This is a genomic window from Nonomuraea spiralis, from assembly GCF_014648435.1.
Taxonomy (GTDB): Bacteria; Actinomycetota; Actinomycetes; order Streptosporangiales; family Streptosporangiaceae; genus Nonomuraea; species Nonomuraea spiralis.
The window spans coordinates 458,369-480,999 of record NZ_BMRC01000004.1 but is presented as its reverse complement, the minus strand read 5'-3'; the positions used below and the strand labels follow the sequence as shown (position 1 = coordinate 480,999).

The window sequence follows — 22,631 nt, the reverse complement described above, 5'->3', positions numbered from 1 at the left end:
GCGGGTTCGTCAGGTGTGGTCGATCTCGCCGATGACCTGGGCGCCGAGCTCGCGTTGCAGGAGCGCCATGCCGGAGACGGCGTCCACGTCGGCGTCGGCGTCGTTCAGCGGATCGACGTCGTCGGCGTCGGCGGCCTTGTCACGTCCTGGGATCGCGCTCGGCCACGCCGCGGTGCCGCCGCGTGAGGCTGGGGCGCGCGGCCCCGCCTGAGCGGCCGCCTTGGCCGCCGACCGCGCGGCGGCCAGGCCCGCCCCGACCGGGACGCCCCCCGGCTGCCGGGCGGTCATGGTCTGGGTGGGATCGGGGCTCGGCGGCGAACCGGGGCTGAGGTCGTCGGGCGCGTCGGGCCACGACTCGTCAGTGGTCGGACGTGCGGCCGAGTCGGCCGGAGGTTGCCCGGGGTCCTGCGACCCCTGCTCCTCCTGGGAGCCGCCGTGCGAGCCGGACCGCCCCTGGGAGGCCGCGTGCACACCCGCCCCGCCCTGCGGGCTGGTCGTCGCCTGGCCGGGCGACCCGGCCGCCGGCTGAGGCGCGGGGCCGCCGTGGCCGCCCGACGGCGGCTGCTGGCGTACGGGGCCTCGGGTGGTCTGGGGCGCCGGAGAGCCGCCGACCACCGCCTCGACCCGCCACGTGCCGCCCAGCACGTCGCCGAGCGCGGTCGCCACGACGGCGTCCTTGCCGCCGCCGGTGAAGTTCTTCATCGCGCCGACCTGGGCGAACCCGAGCGTGACCAGGTTGCCTTCGACGCCGACGACTTGGGCGTTCGTACTGACGTTGGCCCAGACCACGATGCTGCGCTGCTTGAGCGCGGCCAGCACGGCGGGCCACTGCTGCTGCATGCCGCCCGCTCCGCCCGCGACGGGGCCGCTCGCGGGCGCGGGCGCGGAGGCCGGAGCGGCGGGGGTCTGCGCGGGCGTGCCGGCGGCGGGAGGCGCGGGTGTGCCGGGGCGTACGGGCTCGGGCCAGTCGTCGGCCGCTCCGCCCACCGGACCCTGGCCGGTTGCCGGGCCCCGGCCGTCGCCCGGAACCGGCGCCGCGGGTTCCGGGGCCACCACCGCGCCGCGAGCGGCCGTACCGACGGAAGCACCGGGACCGGCGGCGGGGACGGGCGCGTCGCCGGCAGCCGCCGGGCGCGGGATCGTGACCGCGCCCGCCCTGGAGGCCATCTGGGCGACCGTGCCGCCGCGCTCCAGGCGTTCGAGCCGGGCGAGCAGGGACGCCTCTCCCTGCGCCGCGCCCGGCAGCAGGACCCGCGCGCACATCAGTTCGAGCAGCAGCCGCGGCGAGGTGGCGCCGCGCATCTCGGTGAGCCCGGCGTTGAAGATCTCGGCCGCACGGGTGAGCTCGGCGGGCCCCATCGAGGCCGCCTGCTGCACCAGCCGCTCCAGCTCGTCGGCGGGCCTGTCGAGCAGCCCGCTCGACGCCGCCTCGGGCACGTTGGCCAGGATCACCAGGTCACGGAAGCGCTCCAGCAGGTCGGAGGCGAAGCGGCGCGGGTCGTGGCCGCCCTCGATCACCCTGTTGACCGCCTGGAACACCTCGCCGCCGGCCCGCCCCGCGAACGCGTTGACGACCTCGTCGAGCAGGTCGCCGTCGGTGTAGCCGAGCAGGGAGACGGCCTTGGCGTAGGTGATGCCGTCCTCCTCGGCCCCGGCGAGGAGCTGGTCGAGGATGGACAGCGAGTCACGGGCGGAACCGGCGCCCGCGCGTACGACCAGCGGCAGGGCGGGCGGCTCGAAAGGCACGCTCTCGGAGGTGAGGATCTCCTCCAGCAGCGCCTTGAGCGTCGCCGGCGGCATCAGCCGGAACGGGTAGTGGTGCGTACGCGACTTGATGGTGCCGATGACCTTTTCCGGCTCGGTCGTCGCGAAGATGAACTTCAGGTGCGGCGGAGGCTCCTCGACGAGCTTGAGCAGCGCGTTGAAACCCTCGCGGGTCACCATGTGCGCCTCGTCGATGATGTAGATCTTGTAGCGCGCCGACACGGGCGCGAAGAAGGCGCGTTCGCGCAGGTCACGCGCGTCGTCGACGCCACCGTGGGAAGCCGCGTCGATCTCGATGACGTCGAGGTGCCCGGGGCCGGTCGGCGCGAGCGCGACACACGACTCGCACACGCCGCAGGGGTCGGGAGTGGGGCCCTGTTCACAGTTGAGAGAGCGGGCGAGAATCCGCGCGCTGGAGGTCTTGCCGCATCCTCTGGGGCCGCTGAACAGGTAAGCGTGGTTGATGCGGCCCGTACGCAACGCCTGTCGCAGCGGGTCTGTGACGTGTTCCTGACCCTTGACCTCCGCGAAGGTCCCGGGTCGGTACTTGCGGTAAAGCGCAAGGCTCATGCGACCATCCCGCCTGCGAGGGGGCTCTCAACGAAGAGACCCCCCGCACACCCGCCAGAGCCCGCTTATCCTTGCTGCCTTCCGGCCCTGGGGAGGTTCACAGGATGACGCCGCGCGAGGGGTCCCTGGACAGTCTAACCGGCCTCAGCAGTGCTCGCTCCACGCTTCCGGCCAAGCTCGTCCGGTGAAAAATCGCGGTCACCGCAGTGCCGGAAGTCCGGTAAGCTCGTCGACGGAGGATTCGCCTAGTGGCCGAGGGCGCACGCTTGGAAAGCGTGTAAAGGGCAACCTTTCAGGGGTTCAAATCCCCTATCCTCCGCCAGCTCAGAAGGGGTGTGCCGAGATCACGGCACACCCCTTCCGGCTTTCCGGCCCCAGGTGAACCGGTGGCGAGCGGACGACGTCATCAGCGTGTGAAACCCGGCCATTGGATCGGCATCGTCGTGGCGGCGGTCGTGCTGCTGGCCGCGGTCGTTCTGGTTCCGCGTACGGTCGGCGAGCCCGCGCCGCCGGCTTCGTGTCCGCGGCGATGGGACAGCGGCGAGATCGGGCATTGGGTGCCGGACGCCGCCGACTTGGACGGGGTCGAGGAGTCCCTCGTGCCCGGCGCGCCCACGAGCGCGTTGATCTGCGCCTACCCGGGGCGCGACTCGTATCCGGGCGGAGGGCCGCTCGCCGGGTCACGGATCCTGACCGATCAGGCCAGGTCGATGGCCTACGACCTGGGCTACCTTCCCGTCACCGCCGATCGCGTCAGAAGGATGTGCACGTTGATGGGCGGACAGACCACCAACTACCTCATCCGGTTCGCCTATCCGGGTGGCCAGACACTGTGGGTGGGCAGCGCGGAAGAGGTCAACTCCTGCGTCACCACCACCAACGGCACAGTCAACAGCAATTCGTACGTCGGGCCCGGAATCACCGCTGCCTATCGCACCGGGACCTGGGCACTCCCTAGGCCGAAGGACCTCTGCGACCCGGCGACCGGACGGCGGGGGCAGCAGAAGCAGATGGTGCCCGACGGGGCGATCAGGGTACTGGTCTGCCGGAACGGACAAGGCGGGAGTCCCACACCCGGCCCGTCTCGCGGACTGGAGCATGGGGAGCAGCAGGCACGCGAGCTGGCGGCCGAGCTGAACTCGCTGGACACCGCAACGGGCGGGAACACGTGCACGGAAGTCAGCGGCAGCCGACGGGAGACGTTCCTGCTGCACTTCGGTTATGAGGAGGGACCGCCGGCGTGGGTACGGATCCATCCCGGGTGCCGTCCCTCGGTGCACAACGGGGTGCTGGTGGGCGATCCGGACGACGCGCTTCTTGATCGGGTAGGTCGGCTGGCGCCGCCTGCCTGAGGCCTTGCTCGTACGAGGGGCGGCATGTCCGGCTGCTCGTCAGTCCCACCAGAATTCCCACGAGTTGAGTCCCACGAGGCGCTCCGCGTAGGCGGCGAGCGTGTGGGGGTGGCTGTTCTGCCAGATGTTGTCCGGGCAGAAGGCGAAGTGCTCGGCCGCGACGTGGAGGGCCTCCTGAAGCGTCGAAGGCGGGGCGGCGACGCTCACGTACAGGTCGGCGAAGCCGACGCCGACGACCATCGCGCCGAACCGGTCTTCCCAACTGCGTACGACGGCGGCGATCTCACCAGTGTCGTCGGTGTGGTTCGCCGGGCCCGTCCATCCGACGGCGGCCAGGGCGTCCGCGCCTCGGCCTGCGGCGGCCATTCCCAGACGCATGATCGGATTTCGGTCCGTGAGGTGGGACGCGTACTCGGCTGCGAACGTGGCCGGCTCGGCGGTGAACGGACTGCCCGGCGCCAATCCGGGCCAGCGTTGACCGTACGGCGCGGTCACGGCGATCCGCTCGGTCTCCGGCAGTGGATCGGTGTCCGGATCGACCTCGGTGTGTCCCGCCCACCATGTCGCCAGGAGAGCCGCGTGGTCGTGCAGATCCGGCGAAGTGGTCGTCTCCAGGTCCAGTTCTCCGGATTCCCAGGGCCTGAAATCGTCGTCGCGCGGTAATGGTTCCAGCAGCAGCGGCCACAAGCCCGTTCGTCCGTGGGCCTTGTGCGCAGCCGTCCACAGATCGGCCGAGGCCGGTCCGGAGGTCATCCATAAAGTCGGACGGCCTTCATCTTCGTCCGTCTCAACGAGGCGACCCGGCGGCAACAGGCCGGACAGTTCCACGGCGCGGTCCGCGCGGCCGGTCAGTGTTGCCAGGTCCGAGTGAAGCTGATGATCAGAATTCATCGCAACACAATAGGACGCGCCTGACTGATATGAGGTTTCGGATCTCCTTCTACGCGCGCGTTTCCGAATGAGCGATGAATCATTGTCGTGGCCGCCGGAATTGAGGGAACCGCCGATCTGAGTGCCAGAAGGATCAGCCGAGGTCGAACCGGCTGCCGGGCGGACAACCTCGATGCCGCGCTTCACTGGTCACCACATCCGCGCGACAGAAAGAGAAAGTCACGACGCTTGCCAGGGAGCTGGAAACGAGTGTTCGTGAGAGAATCGGGTCGTGGAGCGGCCTGGATGTGTTGTTGTCATCGGGGTGGGCGTTCTCGGAGCCTGTGTGGGCTGGAATTTGGCACGGTACGGCGTAAAGGTGGTCTTCGTCGACGCGGGCCGGCCGGGTGAAGGGGTCACCGACTGGTCGTTCTCGTGGGTCAACGCCAGTGCCAAGACCGCGAGCAGGTCCTATTTCGACCTGAACGTCGCGAGCATGGCGGCGTACCGCGAGCTTGCCGGGCTCATCGGGCCGGACCCATGGTGGCACCCCGACGGCCACCTGCGCTGGGCGGACGACCCCGCGGCGGAGGCGAGCCTCCTGGAAACGGCCGGGCTGCTGGCCGGCTGGGGCTACCGGGTCGAGGTACGCACCGGAGCCGAGGTACGCCGCCACCTCGAACCCGCGCTCACGGTGTCCGACGAGGTTCCGGTCGTGTTCTTTCCCGACGAAGCCTGGGTGCACGGACGCCATCTCGTCGGCCGCCTGGTCGGCCAGGCCGTCGCGTCCGGCGCCGAGCACCGGTTCGGCACCACGGTCCATGACGTCGGCACCGGCGCCGACGGGCGCGTACGGACCGTCGCCCTGTCCGACGGCAGCCGTCTCGACGTCGACGTCGTCGTGAACGCCGCGGGACCCGGCGCCGCCCACGTCGCCGGGCTCGTCGCGCGGCACCTGCCGATGCGCCGGGAGCCCGGCGTCGTCACCCGGATCAGTTGTGCTCAGGTGCCGATCCGCCGGGCCATGCACGCGCCCCGCGTCGCGATCCGTCCTGATGGAGATGCTTCGGTGGTCCTCCACAGCCGCGAGGTCGACGCGCTCATCGACACCGGCGAAGATCCGGCGGCGCTCGAACGGCTGCTCCACGAGTCGGCGCGGCACGTCGTTCCCGGGTTCGAGGACTCCCGCGTCGTCGGGACACGGGTGGTCGACCGGCCCATCCCGGGCGACGGATTCCCCTCGGTGGGAGCGGTGCCGTCCGTGCCGGGCTACTACGAGGCCGTCTCCCACAGCGGCATCACGCTCGGGCCGGTGATCGGCCGGCTGCTCGCGTCGGAGATCGTCAGCGGGAGGAGGGACGAGACGCTCGCCGACTTCCGCCCGGAGCGGTTCTCCCACGACAACCCGGCAAGTTGACCGTACGAACGACGTGGTCGCGTCGCTGGTGGTACACACCCGGAGGACCAGGCGCCGGCCGAGATACGCCGGGTGCTCAGGCCCGGCGCACGGCTGATCGCGCCGGTCGACCACCCCTTCGTGGAGCACCTGAGCCCGAAGCCCCCGCACAACTTCGCCACCACCAGCTACACCGCTTGTGGACGTTCGTCGGACGGCCGCTTCCCGGTGACCTTCTGGCGTGAACGGGATTCGTCAGGATATCTTGACGGTCATGACATTGAGCATCGCCGATCTTCCCGGCCATGAGGGGTTCGCCGCGCCCGTGCTGCCCGGAGGTGAGCTGGCCTCGTCGTCCAGCGCGTTCACCAGGACGTTCGTCGGCTACCAGGCCGCGTGTTCGTGCGGGTGGGCCGATCAGCGGCGGTACTCGGCCACGCCGGAGGGGGCCAAGGAGGCGGAGTACCGGTGGTGGAGCAGGCACACGCCGCCCCTGCTCGCCGCCGCGCCGCCCAGCTGGCTGGTGATCAAGTCGAACCTGCTGTGCGAGCAGGTCGTGAAGCTGGCCTCCGATCGTCCGCTGGCCGCGCTCACGCTGCTATCGCAGGTGGAGAGCTGGCAGCGTACGCTGCTCGACCAGGCCGTCGCCGGGGCTCGGGAGACCGGCGCCTCTTGGGCGGAGATCGGCGAGGCCATGGGCATCTCGAAGCAAGCGGCCCACGAGCGGTTCAGGGCCCAGGTGAGCCCGTAGGGATCAGGCGGGCACGAGCGCCTTGGAACGGTCGGCCATCATCCGTACGGCGAAGAGGCCGAGCAGGGTGCCCATCGCGTACCGCTGCACGCGCAGCCAGACCGGACGCCGGGCGAGGAAGGCGGCGAGGCCGCCGGCGGAGATCGCGATCAGCGCGTTGACGAGGGTGCCGATCGCGATCTGGACCGAGCCGAGCGCGAGGCTCTGCAGCAGTACGTGGCCCATGGCCGGGTCGATGAACTGCGGGAGCAGCGACAGGTACAGGATCGCGATCTTGGGGTTGAGCAGGCACGTGAGCAGGCCCATGGCGAACAGCCTGCGCGGACGCTCGACCGCCAGCTCGCGCGGCTGGAAGACCGACGCGCCGCCCGGCCTGACCGCGTTCCAGGCCATCCAGAGCAGGTACGCGGCCCCGGCCAGCTTGAGCACCGTGTACGCCACCGGCACGTACGCGAACACGGCCGTCAGCCCGAGGCACGTGGCCGTCAGGTAGACCATGAAGCCCAGCGCGACGCCGACGAGCGAGATCAGCCCGGCGCGACGGCCCTGCGTGATCGTGCGCGACACCAGATAGATCATGTTCGGCCCGGGCGTGAGGACCATGCCCAGAGACACCAGCGCGATCCCGATCAACCCACCCGTCATAACGGCAGATTAACCGACAAATCCAGAAAAATCATGTCCCTGCATATTGCTCTGCGTAATCACCCAACTACGGGGGAGATAGTAGGACATGCAGTTCGACGAAGACGCGCCGCTCGATCCCTCACAGGTCGAGGACGCCCGAGCCTCCGGACCCCGGCCCGGCGGCGGAGGCGGCTGGGGCGGGATGCCGGGCGGGGGCTGCATGCTGCCCATCGGCGGCCGCGGCGGCGGCTGTCTGCTGCTGATCCTGGCGGTGGCGGGGCTGTTCCTGTTCAAGGTCATCCCCACGCCGTTCACCGGCGAGGAGGACGGCCAGCAGGGCGGCGGACGCTACCCGACCGCCCCCGGCCAGCTCTCCCCCAGCGGCAACCTGGCCGAACGCTGCCGTACGGGCGCCGACGCCGACCAGTCGGAGGACTGCCGGATCGTCGGCACGGTGAACAGCATCCAGTCCTACTGGCGGCAGGCGTTCAGGGAGCAGGACAAGGAGTACACGCCGGCCAAGACCGTACTGTTCTCGCAGGCCGTGAACACCGGGTGCGGGCCCGCCGAGTCGGCGGTGGGCCCGTTCTACTGCCCGCGCGACCGCAAGGTCTACCTGGACCTGGCCTTCTTCGACTCGCTCCAGCGCGACTTCGGCGCCGAGGGCGGCCCGTTCGCCCAGGCGTACGTGGTCGCCCACGAGTACGGCCACCACGTCCAGAACCTGCTCGGCACCATGGACAAGGTCGGCGGCAACAGCCGGCCCGGCGCCAACAGCGCGTCCGTACGCCTGGAGTTGCAGGCCGACTGCTACGCCGGCGTCTGGGCGCACAATGCGGTCAAGACCGGTTTCTACCGGGAGCCGTTCACCCAGGCCGACATCAATCAGGCGCTCGACGCCGCCGCCGCGGTCGGCGACGACAGCATCCAGCGCCGCTCGCAGGGCCGCGTCACCCCCGACGCCTTCACCCACGGCACCTCGCAGCAGCGCGAGAAGTGGTTCAGCGTCGGGTACGACAGCGGCGTACCCGAGAGGTGCGACACCTTCTCCGATGGCATCTAGACCTCCCATTGGGGAAGCTGACTTGCGGGCAGCACCCCAGAAGGGACGTCAGAGATGGATTTCAGGGACGACGTCAACCTCGACTCGTCGCAGGTGGAGGACGTCGGAGGAAGCGGTGGAGGTGGCGGCGGCGGGCTCTCGGGCGGCGGCTTCCCCGGCGGCGTGATCCTCGGTGGCGGCGGCATCGTCGGTCTGATCGCCTTAGTACTGGTGTTCGTGCTCAACAACGTGGGCGGCGGCGGCGAGCCCGCGCAGAAGCAGCCTCCGGCGAAGCTCTCCGAGGAATGCAGGACGGGCAAGGACGCCGACCAGTCGGAGAAGTGCCGCGTCGTGGGCGTGGTGAACAGCATCCAGGACTACTGGAAGAAGGAAATTTCCGAATATCGACCGGCGAAGACCGTTCTGTACTCCGGCAGCCTCCGTACGAGCTGCGGCGCGGCCAGTTCCGCCGTCGGCCCGTTCTACTGCCCCGGCGACCAGCGCGTCTACCTCGACCTGAGCTTCTTCGACCAGCTCCACAGCCAGTTCGGCGCGAAAGGCGGCCCCTTCGCCCAGGCGTACGTGATCGCCCACGAATACGGCCACCATGTACAGGACCTGCGCGGCGCCCTCCAGTCCGGCACCGGCAGCTCAGTCCCCGTCGAGCTCCAGGCCGACTGCTACGCGGGCGTCTGGGCGCACAATGCCGTCAACACCGGCTTCTACGAAAAGCCCTTCACCCAGGCGGAAATCTCCGAGGCCCTCGACGCGGCGGCCGCCGTCGGCGACGACAGAATCCAGCGGCGCACGAGCGGCAGAATCGACCCTGAATCTTTTACGCACGGCACGTCGGAGCAGCGTGTCAACGCCTTCCAGCGGGGCTACCAAAACGGCCGGCCCGGCGACTGCCGGCAGGCTGAGCTGGGCCGATAGGCCCGGCCAACCCAGGAGCTCGATTTCTCTCCTAAAATGAGGTGGGTGATCTTCAAGCTCGTCGGCGACGGACGCCCTTATCCCGAACACGGTCTGACGAACCGAGAGTGGGCGCAGATACCTCCCAGGCAGGTCCGGCTAGACTCGTTGATCACCACGAAGGCCATGCTGGACCTGCACTCGCTGCTCGCCGCCGACTCCACTTTCTACGGCGACCTGTTCCCGCACGTGGTGCAGTGGCGCGGCGAGCTCTATCTGGAGGACGGCCTCCACCGGGCCCTGCGCGCGGCCCTGCACCAACGGTCGATCCTGCACGCCAGGGTCCTGGATCTGCCCAACTGAAAGGCCCGGAAAAAGGGAGTCGCCATTCGCGGCTCCCTTTTTCATGTGTCAACCTGATCGACGTGCCGTGCGCCACGCCAGCGTCTTTCAACATCATTTGGAGAATGCCGTGTCGTATCCACCGCCACAGGGCCCGTGGCCGCCTCCCGGATACGGCCCGCCGTACTACCCGTACCAGCCGGTTCAGCAGGTCCAGCACTACGTCGAGGAGCCCGAGCCGCTCGACAATCGCAACCTGATCGTGTTGCTGGCGATCGGTCTGCCGCTGCTGCTCCTCAGTGCCTGCGGCGCGCTGTTCTTCGTCCTCACCGACGAGGGCCGCCCCGAGAGCCGCGTCGGCGAGACGGTCCAGACGCAGGTCGTCGAGGACAATCCGCCGGACATCAAGCTCAACCTGAGCCCGCCGGCCGACCAGCCCACGCAGGCGCCCTGACCAGGAAAAAGAAAAGGGCCTCCGAGGTCGTCGGAGGCCCGCTGGCGGTGGTGGTGGGATTTGAACCCACGGATGAGTTGCCCCATCACACGCTTTCGAGGCGTGCGCCCTCGGCCACTAGGCGACACCACCGCGGACGAGCTTACCGGATTCTCCGAGTAGCGAAGAACTCCTTAAGGACGGCGGAGCATTCTCCGGCCAACACACCCATGACGACCTCGGGCCGATGGTTGAGCCTGCGGTCGCGTACGACGTCCCAGAGCGAGCCGACGGCGCCGGCCTTCTCGTCCACCGCGCCGTACACGATGCGGTCGACACGGGCAAGCACAGACGCGCCCGCGCACATCGTGCACGGCTCCAGGGTCACCACGAGCGTGCAGCCGCTCAGCCGCCACTGCCCGCGCAGCGCGGCGGCCCGCCTGAGCGCCAGCACCTCGGCGTGCGCGGTGGGGTCGGCGGCGGACTCGCGGTCGTTGCCCGCCGCGGCCAGCACCTCGCCGGACGGGCCGAGCACGACCGCCCCGACGGGGATCTCGCCCCTGCCGCCGGCCGCGACGGCCTCGGCCAGGGCCAGGCGCATCGCTTCCTCGTCGGTCAACGCAACCGGTCGAGCTCGTCGGCGAACGACAGCCGCTCGGCGATCACGGAAAGGATGTCGGCGGGCAGCATGCCCTCCTCCATGCTCAGCTCCAGCAGCTCCTCCGAGCTGACCCCGAGGTCGCTGAGCAGTTCGAAGTCTCCGGCCGGCCGGACGCCGAGGCCGTTGCCCTCCTTGTCGGGGGCCACGCCCGCGAACTCGGCGAACAGCTCGCCCATGCTGTTGGTGGCGATCGCGTGCACGTCCGACAGGAACACGCGGGGCTCGTCCTCGCCGCGGTAACGGGCGATGGCGAACCATTCGTCCTCGACCTCGACGCAGAGCAGGGCCAGTTCGTCGCCCGTCAGGCCCAGTGTCTCGATGACGGCGTCACCGAAGTCGTCGACGATCTCGGCGTCACGCAGATCGACCTCTGCACCGGTCCAGCCGCCAGAAGTCCTGACGAAAGCCGCAGAGAAGGTGTTGGACGCCATGCCCGCACTCCAGGGGGGTTCAGCCGAAGACCGATTCGATGGCACGCTCGAACGGCTCGGAGAAGCCGAGCCGCGCGGCGATGCTGGACAACACATCTTCGGGGAGCAGATCGATGTCGCCCGAGAGGATGCCCAGCTCCATCTCGTCCAATCCGAGATCGGCGAAGATCGACAGATCTCCCGCAGGCAACACGGTCTCCTCGTCCTGGAGGATCTCGTCGAGCTCCTCCTCGTCGGGGACCGGCACGTCGAGATAGTGGAGGACCTCGCGGGCCAGCGGGAAGTCCCAGGAGGCGGCGATGTCGGACAGGAAGACGTCGACCCGGTCGCCGAGCACCCGCAGCGCCACGAAGAACTCGTCACCGACGGCGACCAGGCCGATCGTGCCGCTCTCGCTCGGCTGCTGCCGCAGGGCCTGGATCAGGCCCTGGAGATCGGACGTGAGCGTGGCAGGCAGCAGCTCGGCGTGCCACCGTTCGTCCTCGCGATAAATCACGATGGCGAAGTCGAGCGCATCTTCGTCTGTCATCGCCATCCCCACCCGAGCCTCTGACACGACAGGTCGTCACCAGACCCCAATCGTTCCAGAACAGGCCACGCGCCGTGTGCCTCTCCGACCAAATTGTGATCAAAACCAATGGCCCGGGATGCCACCACTCCTGCCACCGGATACCGTTGGCCTCTATGGAAACCCTCGTCGTCGACCATCCGCTCGTGGCCCACAAGCTCACCACGCTGCGTGATGTCCGCACCGACTCGCCGACCTTCCGCAGGCTCGCGGACGAGCTGGTGACGCTGCTGGCGTACGAGGCGACCCGCGACGTACGGGTCACCGACGTGACCGTCGAGACCCCTGTCTCCTCCGCCAAGGGTGTGCGGCTGGCCAAGCCGCAGCCGCTGGTCGTGCCGATCCTGCGGGCCGGGCTCGGCATGCTCGACGGCATGACGCGGCTGCTGCCCACCGCCGAGGTCGGCTTCCTCGGCATGATCCGCAACGAGTCGACCCTCCAGGCCGAGACGTACGCCACCCGCCTGCCCGACGACCTGTCCGGGCGGCAGTGCTTCGTCGTCGACCCGATGCTCGCCACCGGCGGCACCCTCGCCGCGGCCGTGCAGTTCCTGTTCGACCGGGGCGCGGTCGACGTCACGGCCATCTGCCTGCTGGCCGCCCCCGAGGGCCTGGCCTACATGGACAAAGTCTTCGCCAACTCCGGCAAGCCCATCCGCGTCGTCACCGCCTCCCTCGACGAGCGGCTCAACGAGAACGGCTACATCGTCCCCGGCCTCGGCGACGCCGGCGACCGCCTCTACGGCGTGGTCTGACCCTTCCTTAGGCTCCGCTTCTCATTACACCGGGTCGTCGCTTCGTTACATACTGTGGTTGGGTGGGTACGAAGAGACAGGAAGGGAACTTCTGCATGCGCGTGGGGGAGCACGATGAGCGACATGCCCGGTGCCGAGGGGTCCTCGTGAACGAGCGAGCGACCGGTAACAGCAGCGCCCCGTCTCATGCGACCGGCCAAGGAGGGCGCATGAGCGAGCACGCCGAGGCAACTCCAACCCCGTACGCGGAGGTGGAGGCCGCGTTGCGCGACGAGTTCGCCGGCGTGCACTCCTCGACCACCGTAACGCGCTGTGTGGAAGCAGCGCACTACGGCGCGCTGGAGGTCACTGGCTATGCGCATCCCAGCCTTGTGGAGCGCATCGCCCGGAAGCACCTTCACGTCCTGGCGCTGGTCGCCAGCGAGCGTGGGTAATCAAGATCGAAACTATCCCGCCAAGACACCTTTACCCGGGCTACCGGGTGGGTAATGTATACGGCGGGTGGAGTGGGTTAGTGGCACGGAGGCGACAGTGCAGGTCAAAAAAGTCCTCACCTACAGTGGTATCGCATTTGTGGCGTACTACCTGTTCGCACGACCAGCCGACGCCGCAGACGCGGTGAAGGGGGCGTTCGACACAGTGTTCAACGCGGCCGACTCTCTGGCCCAGTTTGTGAACAACCTCGCATGAGGCTGGTGACCCACGGGGACTCTGCTCCGTCGTCGGTCAACCGCTACCTCCTCCCCAATGAACAACAGGTCATCATGGTGCGGCGTCATCCCGCCGTGCTGCTGCGCCCGGTCGCCGAGGTCTTCGGCGGCCTGGTCATCGCCGGGCTCCTCAGCAAGTTCTTCGGAGGTGGGGAGTCCGGCGGCACGGCGCTCGTCGTCGTGTGGTGGTTGTGGCTCCTGCTGCTTGTCCGTTTCGTATGGAAAGTCGCGGAGTGGTCGGTCGATTACTTTGTGGTGACGTCCAAGCGCATGCTGCTCACCACGGGCTTGATCACGCGCAAGGTCGCGATGATGCCGCTCGGCAAGGTCACCGACATGAGCTTCCAGCGATCTCTCCTGGGGCGCATGCTCGGTTACGGCGAGTTCATCCTTGAGTCCGCCGGTCAGGACCAGGCACTGTCAACGGTCGAGTACATTCCGTACCCGGAGACGCTCTACCTTGAGGTCTGCCAGATGCTTTTCCCCAGCAAGGACGAGAGCGACGATTAATCTCCGCGTGGCAAATTCTTCACGCGGGGATACCAGATTCGGCTACTTCATGCAATCATTGCGTGTTGTTGACCCTTCCCCGCCTTGAGAGATGAGATGCCGAGTCAGGGAACCATCGGTGACCGCGTCCGTGGACTGCGGCTGAACAGGCGGATGTCCCAGGCCCAGTTGGCCGGACCCGACCTGTCTGACAGTTATGTCTCGCTCATTGAGTCGGGCAAGCGCACGCCGACTCCTGTCGTGGCACGCCTCCTCGCCGAGCGGCTGGGATGCACCACCGAGTTCCTCCTGCACGGCATCGAGCCCAGGCAGCGCATCGACACCGAGCTGGGTCTTCGCCATGCCGAGCTGGAGCTGCAGCACGGCGATCCGGCCGTGGCCGCCGACCGCTTCACGGAGATCGTGAAGGCGGCCGACGAGGAGAACGCCATGCTGACCGCGCACGCCCGCTTCGGCCGGGCCCGTGCGCTGGAGGTCCAGGGGCGTCTCGGCCAGGCCGTGGAGGCGTTCGAACGGCTGCGCAGGGAGGCCGCCGCGCATCCCGAGCGACTGGCCGACCTGCCGCTCACGATCGCGCTGAGCCGCTGCTACCAGCGGGCCGGCGACCGGTTGCGGGCTCGCGACCTGGCCGCGTCCGCGCTGGCGCAGGCCGAGCGGCTGGACATCTCGCAGGGCGAGATCGCGGTCGATCTGGCGACGGCTCTGGTCGAGGCGCGCAGCGAGCGTCAGGGCGACTCCCCCGAGCTCGAGTACGTCAAGCGTGTGCTGGACAACAGTGGCGTTCCTGAAGTTATGGACCGTTCCGAGGAGATCCACGCGCTGTGGCAGGCGAGCTCCGCCGCCGCCGCCGGAGAGGACTCCGCGCTGGCCGTGCGCCTGGCCGACGACGCCATCATGGCCGGTCGTCAGGCCCGGCTCGCGCTTCAGCTCGCGCGGGCGGCCATGCACTGGTCCAGGCTGGTCACCGCGCCCCTCGACGAGGCCGAGCGGCTCGCCGCCGCCGCGTCGCGGGCCTTCGCCGCCTCCCCCGGCAGTGTCCGTGAGCACGGCGAGAGCCTGGTCGCGCACGCGCGGGTGCGGCTGCGTGCGGGCGACCAGGCGCGGGCGGGCGAGCTGGCCACCGAGGCGCTGGAACTGGCCCACGACGGCTCCGGCACCACGCCGGCCGAGGCCAACCTCGTGCTGGCCACCGTGGCGCTCGACCTCGACGGCAACGCCGAGGCGCTGCTGCGGACCGCGCACGAGCTGCTCGACTCGCTCGACCGTCCGGTGTTCGGGTCCGACAGGCAGGCCGCCCGCTGCTGGCGCGAGCTCGGCGACCTTTACGGCCGGGTCGGCGTAAGAGCACAGCAGACCGCCGCATATCGTAAAGCCCTCGAAGCTGCCGGAGTTCGCTCCGCATTGGCAGGGGTGACGGTCGAGGCAACGGTCGCGCACTGAACCTCCGGGAGCTCCAGATTTGGACTTTTGAGTCTGGAATAATTAGGGTCGACCAGTCATTGACTCATAGGATGATTGGTTTCCCCGGAGGAGGCGGACTGTGAGTCTGCGTACGGCGCAGCGGGCTTCGCTCGTCGACCAGGTGATCGATCAGCTCAAGGAGCAGATCACCTCAGGGTCGTGGCAGATGAACGGCAAGATCCCCACCGAGACGGTGCTCGCCGAGCAACTCGGGGTGGGACGCAACACCGTTCGCGAGGCCGTGCGCGCGTTGACGCACGCCGGGCTGCTGGAGTGCCGTCAGGGCGACGGCACTTACGTCCGGGCGACCAGTGAGCTGTCGGGGGCCATGCTGCGCCGGCTCCGCCAGGCCGAGCAGCTGGAGATCCTGGAAGTGCGGCGCGCGCTGGAGGTCGAGTCGGCGCGCCTGGCCGCGACCCGCCGTACCGACGAGGACATCCGCCGCATCGAGGCCGCGCTGGCCGAGCGCGACCGGGCGTGGGAGCTGGACGATCCCGACTTCTTCGTCGAGGCCGACCTCGCCTTCCACATGGCGGTCGCGCACGCCACCCACAACCTCGTGCTCATCGACCTCTACGAGGACTTCTCGGCGGCTCTGCGGGCCAGCATCACGGCCGCGGGCACGTCGCTGAACAAGAGCTACATCCCGCACGACGCCATCGCCCGCGCCATCGCCGCCGGTGACGCAGCCGCGGCCGAGCGGGCCGGCCACGCCTGCATGGAGCACATCCTCATCGCTCTCACCGACTCCTGACCCGGGCGTCAGGCGGCGGGGCGCAGCAGGCTCGCGTGGTCCCTCGCGAACTCGGCGAAGGAGCGGCCGGGGCGTCCCGTCACGTCGGTGAAGGCCGTCGTCGTACGGTCGCCCCAGCCCGCGGCGTACGCCTTGAGGTATTCCCTTGTGACCGCCGCGTCCCAGTCGCGCAGGCCCGCCTCCAGCATCGAGCGGTAGGCGTCGTCGGGCGTCACCGGCTGGTAGGCGATCGGCGTGCCGTAGACCTCGGTCAGGTCGGCGGCCGCCTCTCGTAGGGAGATGCTGGCCGGGCCCGTGAGAGTGTAGGTGCGGCCCTTGTGGGGCGCCGGGTCGCGCAGCACCGCGGCGGCGAAGTCGCCGATGTCGCGGACGTCGACCAGCCCGATCCGGCCTTCGCCCGTGCCGCCGTAGAGGGTGTCGCCGTTGACCGAGCCGAGAAGGTTCTGCATGAAGAAGGCCGGGCGGATGACGGTCCAGTCGAGGCCCGAGGCGGCCAGCTCGACGTCCGACAGGGCGTGCAGGCGGCCGTTGCGGGTGGGGGCGTCGTGGGCGGCCCCGATGGCCGACAGACGCACGACGTGACGCACTCCCGCCCTGCGGGCCGCCCAGAGGGCGTTCATGCTCGCGTGGGGCGCCTGGGGGCCCATGGCGGTCAGCAGCCACAAGGTGTCGACGCCCTCGAAGGCCGCGTCGAGCGTGGCGGGCTCGTCGAGGTCGCCGACGGCCGCCGCCACGCCCGCAGGGGCCTTGGCGGGGTCACGGACCAGCACGCGCACGTCGTCCAGGTCGCCGAGAGACCTCAGTACGGCGCCCGAAACGGTGCCGTTGGCACCGGTGATCAAGATGGTCATCGCATTGTCCCCTCTTCTGCGGAAATCAACTCGTCGATCAGGTCGAAGAACTTCTGGATGCCGGGCAGGTTCGCGCCCTTGGCACGGGAGGCGGCGAAGTCGTCGCCCGAGCGCCAGTCGACGATGTCCAGCCACTCGTCGTCGGACAGGCGGACCAGCCTGGCGCCGAGGAAGCCGGCGCGGTCGGCCGCGAAGTCCGAGAGCATGCCGGGACGGGCCGCCAGCAGCTGGTCGGCACGCTCCGGGGACACTCTGAACCTGGTGAGTTCCACCGTTGTCGTCACGGGACGACGATATAGTAAGAATCAGTGACAGTCAAAATTAGTGACTAATTGGAGGGCCGACACGTGCGCAGGAGTGATCGCAAGCAGGACGAACCAGACCTCGGCGTCCTGGCGGGGCGGACGCTCTTCGCCCTGCAGCGCGAGCTCTTCGCCAAGCTGGCCGAGCAGGGGCATCCGGAGCTGCGGCCGCGGCACGGGGCCGTGCTGGCGTACCTGGACGAGGAGGGCAGCCGGGCGACCGACCTGGCCGCGCAGTCGGGGCAGCACAAGCAGGTGATCGGCACGCTGGTGGACGAGCTGGTCGCGCTCGGCTACGTGGAGCGCCAGCCCGACCCCGCCGACCGGCGCGCCAAGCTGATCGTGCCCACGGAGAAGGCGCTGGACCACATGACGAAGTCGGACGCCATCATCGCCGCCATGGAGGCCGCGCACGCGCGGGCCGTGGGCGAGCAGGCGTACGCGGAGTTCAAGAGGGTCTTCAAGCTGGTCGCCGAGCGCCAGACGGGCACGGCGGAGTGACGGCTCAGGTCGTGCGCAGGGACATGACCAGGTAGCGGAAGGCGGGCTGGGAGTCGCCCGGCACGTCCTGGATGAGGGCGGGCCTGGTCGACGACTCCATGTTGATCCTGGCCAGCTCGCCCTCGATGCCGGTCAGGCCGTCGAGCAGGAACTGCGACTGGAAGGCGATCTGGATGTCGTCGCCGCGCAGCTCGCAGGGGACCACCTCGGTGCCGCGGCCGACGTCGCCGCCGCCCGCCTGGATCAGCACCTGACCCTGCGAGAACGACAACCGGATCGCGGTGTTGCGCTCGGCCACCAGGGCGACCCGCTTGATCGCGTTGACGAACGGCGCCACGGCGACGTCGGCCCTGATCGACCAGTCGGAGGTCAGCCTGGCCCGGTAGTCGATGAACTGCTCGTCGAGCAGCCGCACGGTGGTGCTGCGGCCGACGCTCTCGAACCCGGCCACGCCGTCGCCCATCGCGACCTGCACCTCGCCGTCGCGCATCGATTTGGCCACCTCGACCAGCACCTTCGCCGGCACCATGGCCGAGAAGGCGACGTCGGGGGCGGCCGGGCGCCAGGTGAAGTCGCGCGCGCCGATGCGGTAGCGGTCGGTGGCGGCCATCGCCACGGACTCGCCCTCGACGTCGACCCGGATGCCGGTGAGCATCGGAAGCGTGTCGTCGCGGCTGGCCGCGGGCGCGACCTGGCTCACCGCGGAGGCGAACACGCCGCCGCCGATGGCGCCGATGACCGGCGGCATCGCCGGCAGGCTCGGGAAGTCTTCGACCGGCATCGTGATCAGCCCGAACTCGGCGCTTCCGCAGGTCAGCACGGCCTCGGCGCCCTCGGTGACGATCTCGACGTCGTCGGCGGGCAGGCTGCGGCTGATCTCGGCGAGCAGCCGGCCCGGGATGAGCACACTGCCGGGCTCGGCCACGTCGGCGTCGACCAGGGCACGCGCGGAGACGTCGTAGTCGAAGGCGGACAGGGTCAGCTCCTCGCCCGCCTCCAGCAGCAACCCGGAGAGCACGGGCACCACCGGGCGGCTGGGCAGGACTCTGGCGGCCCATGCCACCGCATCTGCCAGTACATCGCGGTTAACCCGGATCTTCACGAGGATCCACCCTTTCGTCGCACCGTGCCTCTATGAAAATAGCCGCTCCCACCGACAACTACGGCTCGGCCCGGGTACGGGTGCGCACTGCGTGAACCACGTGTCTCATGGGGTTTCCGGGCGGGTGGGACGCCGGACAGGCGCGGTGTCAGGCGCGGCTGTTCAGGTAGGCGAGCACGGCGAGAACGCGGCGGTTGTCGTCGTCGGAGGGGGCCAGGCCGAGCTTGGCGAAGATGCCGGCCGTGTGCTTGGCGACGGCGCTCTCGCTGAGGAAGAGCCGCTGGGAGATCGCGGCGTTGGAGCGTCCCTCCGCCATGGCCTCCAGGACCTCGCGCTCGCGGGGCGTGAGCGCGGCCAGCGGCTCGTTCCTGGCGTTGCTGGCCAGCAGCTTGGCGATGACCTCCGGGTCCATCGCGGTGCCGCCCTCGGCCACCCTGTGCACGGCGTCGACGAACTGCTCGGCGTTGAACACCCGGTCCTTCAGCAGGTAGCCGATGCCGCCCGAGCCGTCGGCCAGGAGTTCGCGGGCGTAGAGCTGCTCGACGTGCTGCGACAACACGAGGATCGGCAAGCCCGGGACCTTCGCGCGGGCCGCCAGCGAGGCCTGCAGGCCCTCGTCGGTGAACGTCGGCGGCAGCCGTACGTCGACGACCGAGACGTCGGGACGCAGCTCCAGCAGGCCCTTCAGCAGTTCGGGGCCGCTCTCGACGGCGGCGACGACGGTGAACCCGTGCGCCTGGAGGAGGTGGACCAGGCCGTCCCTGAGCAGGTAGAGGTCTTCGGCGATGAGCACGCGTTTCATCAGCAGGCCCTCGGACCGCCGGCTCGGCCGAGTCCGACGGTTCTGTTGTGGACGACCTGGATGCGCATGGCGACGACGTACATCATGACGCCCAGGGTGACATTGAACACGATCATGGGCCACTGCAGGGGCTCGGGCAGGTAGAGGGCGACGAACCAGCTCCGTTCGTCGACGTGGAAGATCTTGAGGATGGCCGCGACCAGGCCCTGGGGGAAGAGCGGGCACCAGGCCGTGGCATACAGGACGCCCAGCGTGGCGGCCTTCTTCGCGGGCAGCTTGGCCGAGTCGCCCTGGTCGGGGAGGACGTGCGGGATGTCCAGGGTGACGACCGTGGGGCCGCCCGGGGGGCTGTTCAGGGCCAGTACGCCGTCGAAGGCGGCCAGGCGGCGTTCGATGCCGGTCAGTCCGCTGCCCTTGGCCGGGTCGGCGCCGCCCATGCCGTCGTCGCGTACGGTGACGCGCAGCGCGCCGCCGCTGGTGCTGATGTCGATCGCCACCGACTCGGCCTCGCTGTGGCGGGCGGCGTTGGCGAGCAGCTCGCTGATCGCGAAGTAGGCCGCGGCCTCGACCGGGGGTTCCAGGCGGTTGGGCAGCTCGACGTCCACGGTGACGCGCAGGGGGCTGTCCATGGCCAGGGCGCGTACGGCGTCGGCGAGCCCGCGCTCGGCCAGCACCGGGGGGTGGATGCCGCGGATGACGGTACGCAGCTCGGTCAGGGTCTCGGCGGAGGCGTCCCGGGTCTTGGCGAGCAGCGCCTTGGCGGCGACCGGGTTGTCGTCGATGAGCTGCTCGACCGCGCCCAGCGTCATGCCGATGGCCACCAGGCGGGCCTGGGTGCCGTCGTGCAGGTCACGTTCGATCCTGCGCATCTCGGCGGCCTGGGAGTCGGCGGCGAGGTTGCGTGCCTGCTTGAGCTTCGTGAGCTGGAAGGCCAGACGGCTGGCGGAGGTGGCGCCGAGCAGGAGGCGGATCATGAGGGCGTACAGACGCAGGCCGCGCGCCGGGAACAGGACGAACAGCGGCAGCAGGCCGGCCTTGACGATCGGGTCGAGCACCAGCCACAGGCTGTCGCGCCAGGTCGCCGGGTCGGTGAGCAGCCACTTGAACCGGTCGTTCCAGGCCGGCATGCGCGGCGACTTGTACAGCGTCCGGTCCACCCGGTAGAGGCCGTCGGCCATGGGGACCGGCGGTGGCGGCTTGGGCAGGTAGGGGGCCTCGATCTCGATATCGGTCCACTCGCGCAGCAGGCGGCGGTGGCGCTGGGTCACCCCCCTGATCATCCTGGCCTGCCAGGGGAAGAAGAAGACCATCCCCATCGCGAACGACAAGATGATCATGGCAGCGGCCACGGGGATCAGCGCGACCTCGACCAGCAGCAGCGCGTACAGGAGCGCGACCTGCCCGAATCGTTGAAGCATGCTCCCAGTGTGCGTCATCCTCCGTGGCCGGGTCACTGCACCTAGATACACCCTTGCTCGGCATCTACCGCGATTCCGTGAGAAAGGCGCTGATTCTAGCGTCGATGGCATGAAGGTCATCGAAGTGCGGAACCTGCGCAAGCAGTATCCGAACCACCTGGCTGTGGACGACGTGTCTTTCGAGGTCGCCGAGGGCGAGATCTTCGGCATCCTCGGCCCCAACGGCGCCGGCAAGACCACGACCGTGGAGTGCGTGGCCGGGATGCGCGCGCCGGACGGCGGCACCGTACGGGTGGCGGGCCTGGACCCGCGGCGCGACCGGGACGAGCTGCGCCAGGTCCTCGGCATGCAACTGCAGAGCGCCGCACTGCCGGAGAAGATCAAGGTGTGGGAGGCCCTGGACCTGTACGCCTCCTTCTACGCCGACCCCGCCGACTGGACTCACCTGCTCGACCAGGTGGGGCTCGGGCACAAGCGCGACGCCACGTTCAAGAGCCTCTCCGGCGGCCAGAAGCAGCGGTTGTCGGTCGCGCTGGCGCTGGTGGGCCGGCCGCGCGTGGCGGTGCTGGACGAGCTGACCACCGGCCTCGACCCGCAGGCCCGCAGGGACACCTGGGAGCTCGTCGAGCAGATACGCGACACGGGCGTGACCGTCGTGCTCGTCACGCACTTCATGGAGGAGGCCGAGCGGCTCTGCGACCGGCTCGCGTTCATCGACGCGGGCAAGGTGGTGGCCACCGACACGCCCGCGGGCCTGATCGCCCAGGTCGGGGCCGAGCAGCACGTACGGTTCCGCCCCTCGGGGCCGTTGGACGACGCCGTACTGCTGGCGTTGCCCGAGGTGCACGCGGTCGTCAGGCACGGCGGGCAGGTCTCGGTGAGTGGCACCGGCAACCTCGCCCACGCGGTCACGCTGACCCTGGCCCAGCACGAGATCATCCCCGGCGACCTGCGCATCGAGCAGGCGACCCTGGACGACGCGTTCCTCGCGCTCACCGGAAGGAAGTTGTCATGACGAAGATCCTGCTCGTGGAGGCCAAGCTGCACCTGCGCGAATGGCCGTTCATGATCTTCACTATCGGGCTTCCGGTGGGGCTGCTGCTGGTGCTCGGGCTCAGCGTCCCGGACATGACCAAGGCCGACGCCTCGGGGCTGCGGGTCGTGGACACGCACATGCCGGCCATGATGGCCCTGCTCGCGCTGCTGACGCTGGCCTGCAGCGTGCTGCCCACCGTGCTGGCCGGCTACCGGGAGCAGGGCGTGCTCAGGCGTATGTCCACGACGCCCGTGCATCCGGTACGGCTGCTGACGGCCCAACTGGTGATCAACGTGACCGTCGGCGCGGTGTCCACGCTCGTGCTGATCGTGACGGCGAAGCTGGTGTTCGGCTCGGCGGCGCCCCGGCAGTGGGCCGGGTTCGTACTGGTCTTCCTGCTCGGCACCGCCGCCATGATGGCGATCGGCCTGGTGATCGCGGCGCTGGCGCCCAACGGGAAGGCGGCCTCGGGGATCGGGTCGATGGTGATGTTCCCGCTGATGTTCGTGGGCGGCATGTGGCTGCCGCGCGAGGCCATGCCGGACGCCCTGCGCGTGGTCAGCGACTACTCCGTGGCCGGGCCCTTCGCCCAGGCGCTCAAGGACACCTGGGCGGGACACTCTCCCCAACTCCTGCACGTGGTGGTGATGGCCGCAGGGCTGGTGCTGTTCGGGGGCCTGGCCGTGCGGCTGTTCCGGTGGGAGTAGGGA

The 22,631-nt window shown here is 69.4% G+C and carries 27 protein-coding genes, 2 tRNA genes and 1 other RNA gene; 17 read left to right on the top strand and 13 right to left on the bottom strand.

Features of this window, described 5'->3' with window-relative positions:
* Window positions 1-9: 9 nt before the first annotated feature.
* Both IEZ27_RS12595 and ffs read right to left on the bottom strand, forming a co-directional pair.
* On the bottom strand, window positions 10-2,334 hold the full coding sequence (locus IEZ27_RS12595; protein ID WP_189647306.1) for a DNA polymerase III subunit gamma and tau: 2,325 nt from the start codon (window positions 2,332-2,334) through the stop codon (window positions 10-12).
* 31 nt (window positions 2,335-2,365) lie between these two features.
* An RNA gene (ffs, locus tag IEZ27_RS12590) (signal recognition particle sRNA small type) lies at window positions 2,366-2,461 on the bottom strand.
* Window positions 2,462-2,568: 107 nt separating this feature from the next.
* On the opposite strand from ffs, the gene IEZ27_RS12585 reads away from it, so the two are divergent.
* Together IEZ27_RS12585 and IEZ27_RS12580 are read left to right on the top strand one after the other, a co-directional pair.
* A tRNA-Ser gene (locus IEZ27_RS12585) sits at window positions 2,569-2,656 on the top strand.
* A 64-nt stretch (window positions 2,657-2,720) separates the two neighbouring features.
* On the top strand, window positions 2,721-3,686 hold the full coding sequence (locus IEZ27_RS12580; RefSeq protein WP_189647305.1) for a hypothetical protein: 966 nt from the start codon (window positions 2,721-2,723) through the stop codon (window positions 3,684-3,686).
* A 39-nt stretch (window positions 3,687-3,725) separates the two neighbouring features.
* Here IEZ27_RS12580 and IEZ27_RS12575 read toward each other — a convergent pair whose 3' ends face one another.
* Window positions 3,726-4,577 (bottom strand): DUF4253 domain-containing protein, encoded by an 852-nt coding sequence (locus tag IEZ27_RS12575; RefSeq protein ID WP_189647304.1) that lies wholly within the window; start codon window positions 4,575-4,577, stop codon window positions 3,726-3,728.
* 271 nt (window positions 4,578-4,848) lie between these two features.
* Between IEZ27_RS12575 and IEZ27_RS12570 the strand changes: the two genes are divergently transcribed.
* Entirely contained in the window at window positions 4,849-5,973 is a 1,125-nt protein-coding gene (locus IEZ27_RS12570) for an NAD(P)/FAD-dependent oxidoreductase (protein ID WP_268246055.1), read from the top strand.
* A gap of 253 nt (window positions 5,974-6,226) precedes the next feature.
* Window positions 6,227-6,703: a hypothetical protein gene (locus IEZ27_RS12565; protein ID WP_221762462.1), complete on the top strand. Its 477-nt coding sequence runs from the start codon at window positions 6,227-6,229 to the stop codon at window positions 6,701-6,703.
* Window positions 6,704-6,706: 3 nt separating this feature from the next.
* Here IEZ27_RS12565 and IEZ27_RS12560 read toward each other — a convergent pair whose 3' ends face one another.
* Window positions 6,707-7,348, bottom strand: a complete 642-nt coding sequence (locus IEZ27_RS12560; RefSeq protein ID WP_125640537.1) for a LysE family translocator — start codon at window positions 7,346-7,348, stop codon at window positions 6,707-6,709.
* An 88-nt stretch (window positions 7,349-7,436) separates the two neighbouring features.
* On the opposite strand from IEZ27_RS12560, the gene ypfJ (IEZ27_RS12555) reads away from it, so the two are divergent.
* The 4 genes from ypfJ (IEZ27_RS12555) (at window position 7,437) to IEZ27_RS12540 (ending at window position 10,080) form a co-directional block, all read left to right on the top strand.
* Window positions 7,437-8,393, top strand: coding sequence for a KPN_02809 family neutral zinc metallopeptidase (gene ypfJ, locus IEZ27_RS12555; protein ID WP_189647302.1), 957 nt, complete (start codon window positions 7,437-7,439; stop codon window positions 8,391-8,393).
* Between the two features lie 54 nt (window positions 8,394-8,447).
* Window positions 8,448-9,305, top strand: coding sequence for a KPN_02809 family neutral zinc metallopeptidase (gene ypfJ, locus IEZ27_RS12550; RefSeq protein WP_189647301.1), 858 nt, complete (start codon window positions 8,448-8,450; stop codon window positions 9,303-9,305).
* Window positions 9,306-9,350: 45 nt separating this feature from the next.
* Entirely contained in the window at window positions 9,351-9,647 is a 297-nt protein-coding gene (locus IEZ27_RS12545) for a type II toxin-antitoxin system VapB family antitoxin (RefSeq protein ID WP_125640547.1), read from the top strand.
* 109 nt (window positions 9,648-9,756) lie between these two features.
* Window positions 9,757-10,080, top strand: a complete 324-nt coding sequence (locus tag IEZ27_RS12540; RefSeq protein WP_189647300.1) for a hypothetical protein — start codon at window positions 9,757-9,759, stop codon at window positions 10,078-10,080.
* A 42-nt stretch (window positions 10,081-10,122) separates the two neighbouring features.
* Here IEZ27_RS12540 and IEZ27_RS12535 read toward each other — a convergent pair.
* From IEZ27_RS12535 to IEZ27_RS12520, 4 genes are all read right to left on the bottom strand, one after another.
* A tRNA-Ser gene (locus IEZ27_RS12535) sits at window positions 10,123-10,212 on the bottom strand.
* 10 nt (window positions 10,213-10,222) lie between these two features.
* Window positions 10,223-10,660 carry a tRNA adenosine(34) deaminase TadA gene (gene tadA, locus IEZ27_RS12530; RefSeq protein ID WP_125641180.1) on the bottom strand — a complete coding sequence of 146 codons (438 nt, stop codon included), beginning with the start codon at window positions 10,658-10,660 and terminating at the stop codon, window positions 10,223-10,225.
* A 14-nt stretch (window positions 10,661-10,674) separates the two neighbouring features.
* Complete coding sequence (locus tag IEZ27_RS12525; protein ID WP_125640552.1) at window positions 10,675-11,151, bottom strand: tRNA adenosine deaminase-associated protein; 477 nt, start codon at window positions 11,149-11,151, stop codon at window positions 10,675-10,677.
* A gap of 19 nt (window positions 11,152-11,170) precedes the next feature.
* Window positions 11,171-11,686 carry a tRNA adenosine deaminase-associated protein gene (locus IEZ27_RS12520; protein ID WP_379478580.1) on the bottom strand — a complete coding sequence of 172 codons (516 nt, stop codon included), beginning with the start codon at window positions 11,684-11,686 and terminating at the stop codon, window positions 11,171-11,173.
* Window positions 11,687-11,835: 149 nt separating this feature from the next.
* Here IEZ27_RS12520 and upp point away from each other — a divergent pair, with 149 nt between their 5' ends.
* The 6 genes from upp to IEZ27_RS12490 all read left to right on the top strand — a co-directional run bounded on the left by upp (window position 11,836) and on the right by IEZ27_RS12490 (window position 15,909).
* Window positions 11,836-12,474: a uracil phosphoribosyltransferase gene (upp, locus tag IEZ27_RS12515; protein ID WP_125640558.1), complete on the top strand. Its 639-nt coding sequence runs from the start codon at window positions 11,836-11,838 to the stop codon at window positions 12,472-12,474.
* Between the two features lie 209 nt (window positions 12,475-12,683).
* On the top strand, window positions 12,684-12,908 hold the full coding sequence (locus IEZ27_RS12510) for a hypothetical protein (protein WP_125640561.1): 225 nt from the start codon (window positions 12,684-12,686) through the stop codon (window positions 12,906-12,908).
* A 97-nt stretch (window positions 12,909-13,005) separates the two neighbouring features.
* Complete coding sequence (locus IEZ27_RS12505; RefSeq protein WP_185844973.1) at window positions 13,006-13,164, top strand: hypothetical protein; 159 nt, start codon at window positions 13,006-13,008, stop codon at window positions 13,162-13,164.
* Complete coding sequence (locus IEZ27_RS12500; RefSeq protein ID WP_189647299.1) at window positions 13,161-13,694, top strand: PH domain-containing protein; 534 nt, start codon at window positions 13,161-13,163, stop codon at window positions 13,692-13,694. Before IEZ27_RS12505 ends, IEZ27_RS12500 begins: the two co-directional genes overlap by 4 nt.
* 96 nt (window positions 13,695-13,790) lie before the next feature.
* On the top strand, window positions 13,791-15,134 hold the full coding sequence (locus IEZ27_RS12495) for a helix-turn-helix domain-containing protein (protein WP_189647298.1): 1,344 nt from the start codon (window positions 13,791-13,793) through the stop codon (window positions 15,132-15,134).
* Between the two features lie 100 nt (window positions 15,135-15,234).
* The gene (locus IEZ27_RS12490; RefSeq protein WP_125640569.1) at window positions 15,235-15,909 is read left to right on the top strand and encodes a FadR/GntR family transcriptional regulator; all 675 of its coding nucleotides are present in this window, start codon (window positions 15,235-15,237) and stop codon (window positions 15,907-15,909) included.
* 8 nt (window positions 15,910-15,917) lie between these two features.
* Here IEZ27_RS12490 and IEZ27_RS12485 read toward each other — a convergent pair whose 3' ends face one another.
* Window positions 15,918-16,760 (bottom strand): SDR family oxidoreductase, encoded by an 843-nt coding sequence (locus tag IEZ27_RS12485; protein WP_189647297.1) that lies wholly within the window; start codon window positions 16,758-16,760, stop codon window positions 15,918-15,920.
* Window positions 16,757-17,044: an antibiotic biosynthesis monooxygenase gene (locus IEZ27_RS12480; protein WP_125640575.1), complete on the bottom strand. Its 288-nt coding sequence runs from the start codon at window positions 17,042-17,044 to the stop codon at window positions 16,757-16,759. Before IEZ27_RS12480 ends, IEZ27_RS12485 begins: the two co-directional genes overlap by 4 nt.
* A gap of 63 nt (window positions 17,045-17,107) precedes the next feature.
* Between IEZ27_RS12480 and IEZ27_RS12475 the strand changes: the two genes are divergently transcribed.
* Window positions 17,108-17,563: a MarR family winged helix-turn-helix transcriptional regulator gene (locus IEZ27_RS12475; RefSeq protein WP_189647296.1), complete on the top strand. Its 456-nt coding sequence runs from the start codon at window positions 17,108-17,110 to the stop codon at window positions 17,561-17,563.
* A 4-nt stretch (window positions 17,564-17,567) separates the two neighbouring features.
* On the opposite strand, the gene dnaN is transcribed toward IEZ27_RS12475, so the two are convergent.
* The 3 genes from dnaN to IEZ27_RS12460 all read right to left on the bottom strand — a co-directional run bounded on the left by dnaN (window position 17,568) and on the right by IEZ27_RS12460 (window position 20,885).
* The gene (gene dnaN / locus IEZ27_RS12470; protein WP_125640581.1) at window positions 17,568-18,665 is read right to left on the bottom strand and encodes a DNA polymerase III subunit beta; all 1,098 of its coding nucleotides are present in this window, start codon (window positions 18,663-18,665) and stop codon (window positions 17,568-17,570) included.
* 148 nt (window positions 18,666-18,813) lie between these two features.
* Window positions 18,814-19,467, bottom strand: coding sequence for a response regulator transcription factor (locus IEZ27_RS12465; RefSeq protein ID WP_125640584.1), 654 nt, complete (start codon window positions 19,465-19,467; stop codon window positions 18,814-18,816).
* Entirely contained in the window at window positions 19,467-20,885 is a 1,419-nt protein-coding gene (locus IEZ27_RS12460) for a sensor histidine kinase (protein ID WP_189647295.1), read from the bottom strand. The genes IEZ27_RS12465 and IEZ27_RS12460 overlap by 1 nt, the downstream gene beginning before the upstream one ends.
* A 109-nt stretch (window positions 20,886-20,994) precedes the next feature.
* Here IEZ27_RS12460 and IEZ27_RS12455 point away from each other — a divergent pair, with 109 nt between their 5' ends.
* Both IEZ27_RS12455 and IEZ27_RS12450 read left to right on the top strand, forming a co-directional pair.
* Window positions 20,995-21,900 (top strand): ABC transporter ATP-binding protein, encoded by a 906-nt coding sequence (locus IEZ27_RS12455; protein ID WP_189647294.1) that lies wholly within the window; start codon window positions 20,995-20,997, stop codon window positions 21,898-21,900.
* Window positions 21,897-22,628, top strand: a complete 732-nt coding sequence (locus tag IEZ27_RS12450; RefSeq protein ID WP_125640593.1) for an ABC transporter permease — start codon at window positions 21,897-21,899, stop codon at window positions 22,626-22,628. Before IEZ27_RS12455 ends, IEZ27_RS12450 begins: the two co-directional genes overlap by 4 nt.
* Window positions 22,629-22,631: the final 3 nt, after the last annotated feature.

Bases quoted from the DNA above. Each gene is read 5' to 3' on its own strand.
- IEZ27_RS12595 (WP_189647306.1), bottom strand. From the start codon at position 2,334: ATGAGCCTTGCGCTTTACCGCAAGTACCGACCCGGGACCTTCGCGGAG.
- IEZ27_RS12575 (WP_189647304.1), bottom strand. From the start codon at position 4,577: ATGAATTCTGATCATCAGCTTCACTCGGACCTGGCAACACTGACCGGC.
- IEZ27_RS12565 (WP_221762462.1), top strand. From the start codon at position 6,227: ATGACATTGAGCATCGCCGATCTTCCCGGCCATGAGGGGTTCGCCGCG.
- IEZ27_RS12560 (WP_125640537.1), bottom strand. From the start codon at position 7,348: ATGACGGGTGGGTTGATCGGGATCGCGCTGGTGTCTCTGGGCATGGTC.
- ypfJ (WP_189647302.1), top strand. From the start codon at position 7,437: ATGCAGTTCGACGAAGACGCGCCGCTCGATCCCTCACAGGTCGAGGAC.
- ypfJ (WP_189647301.1), top strand. From the start codon at position 8,448: ATGGATTTCAGGGACGACGTCAACCTCGACTCGTCGCAGGTGGAGGAC.
- tadA (WP_125641180.1), bottom strand. From the start codon at position 10,660: ATGCGCCTGGCCCTGGCCGAGGCCGTCGCGGCCGGCGGCAGGGGCGAG.
- IEZ27_RS12525 (WP_125640552.1), bottom strand. From the start codon at position 11,151: ATGGCGTCCAACACCTTCTCTGCGGCTTTCGTCAGGACTTCTGGCGGC.
- IEZ27_RS12520 (WP_379478580.1), bottom strand. From the start codon at position 11,686: ATGGCGATGACAGACGAAGATGCGCTCGACTTCGCCATCGTGATTTAT.
- upp (WP_125640558.1), top strand. From the start codon at position 11,836: ATGGAAACCCTCGTCGTCGACCATCCGCTCGTGGCCCACAAGCTCACC.
- IEZ27_RS12510 (WP_125640561.1), top strand. From the start codon at position 12,684: ATGAGCGAGCACGCCGAGGCAACTCCAACCCCGTACGCGGAGGTGGAG.
- IEZ27_RS12500 (WP_189647299.1), top strand. From the start codon at position 13,161: ATGAGGCTGGTGACCCACGGGGACTCTGCTCCGTCGTCGGTCAACCGC.
- IEZ27_RS12495 (WP_189647298.1), top strand. From the start codon at position 13,791: ATGCCGAGTCAGGGAACCATCGGTGACCGCGTCCGTGGACTGCGGCTG.
- IEZ27_RS12485 (WP_189647297.1), bottom strand. From the start codon at position 16,760: ATGACCATCTTGATCACCGGTGCCAACGGCACCGTTTCGGGCGCCGTA.
- IEZ27_RS12465 (WP_125640584.1), bottom strand. From the start codon at position 19,467: ATGAAACGCGTGCTCATCGCCGAAGACCTCTACCTGCTCAGGGACGGC.
- IEZ27_RS12460 (WP_189647295.1), bottom strand. From the start codon at position 20,885: ATGCTTCAACGATTCGGGCAGGTCGCGCTCCTGTACGCGCTGCTGCTG.
- IEZ27_RS12455 (WP_189647294.1), top strand. From the start codon at position 20,995: ATGAAGGTCATCGAAGTGCGGAACCTGCGCAAGCAGTATCCGAACCAC.
- IEZ27_RS12450 (WP_125640593.1), top strand. From the start codon at position 21,897: ATGACGAAGATCCTGCTCGTGGAGGCCAAGCTGCACCTGCGCGAATGG.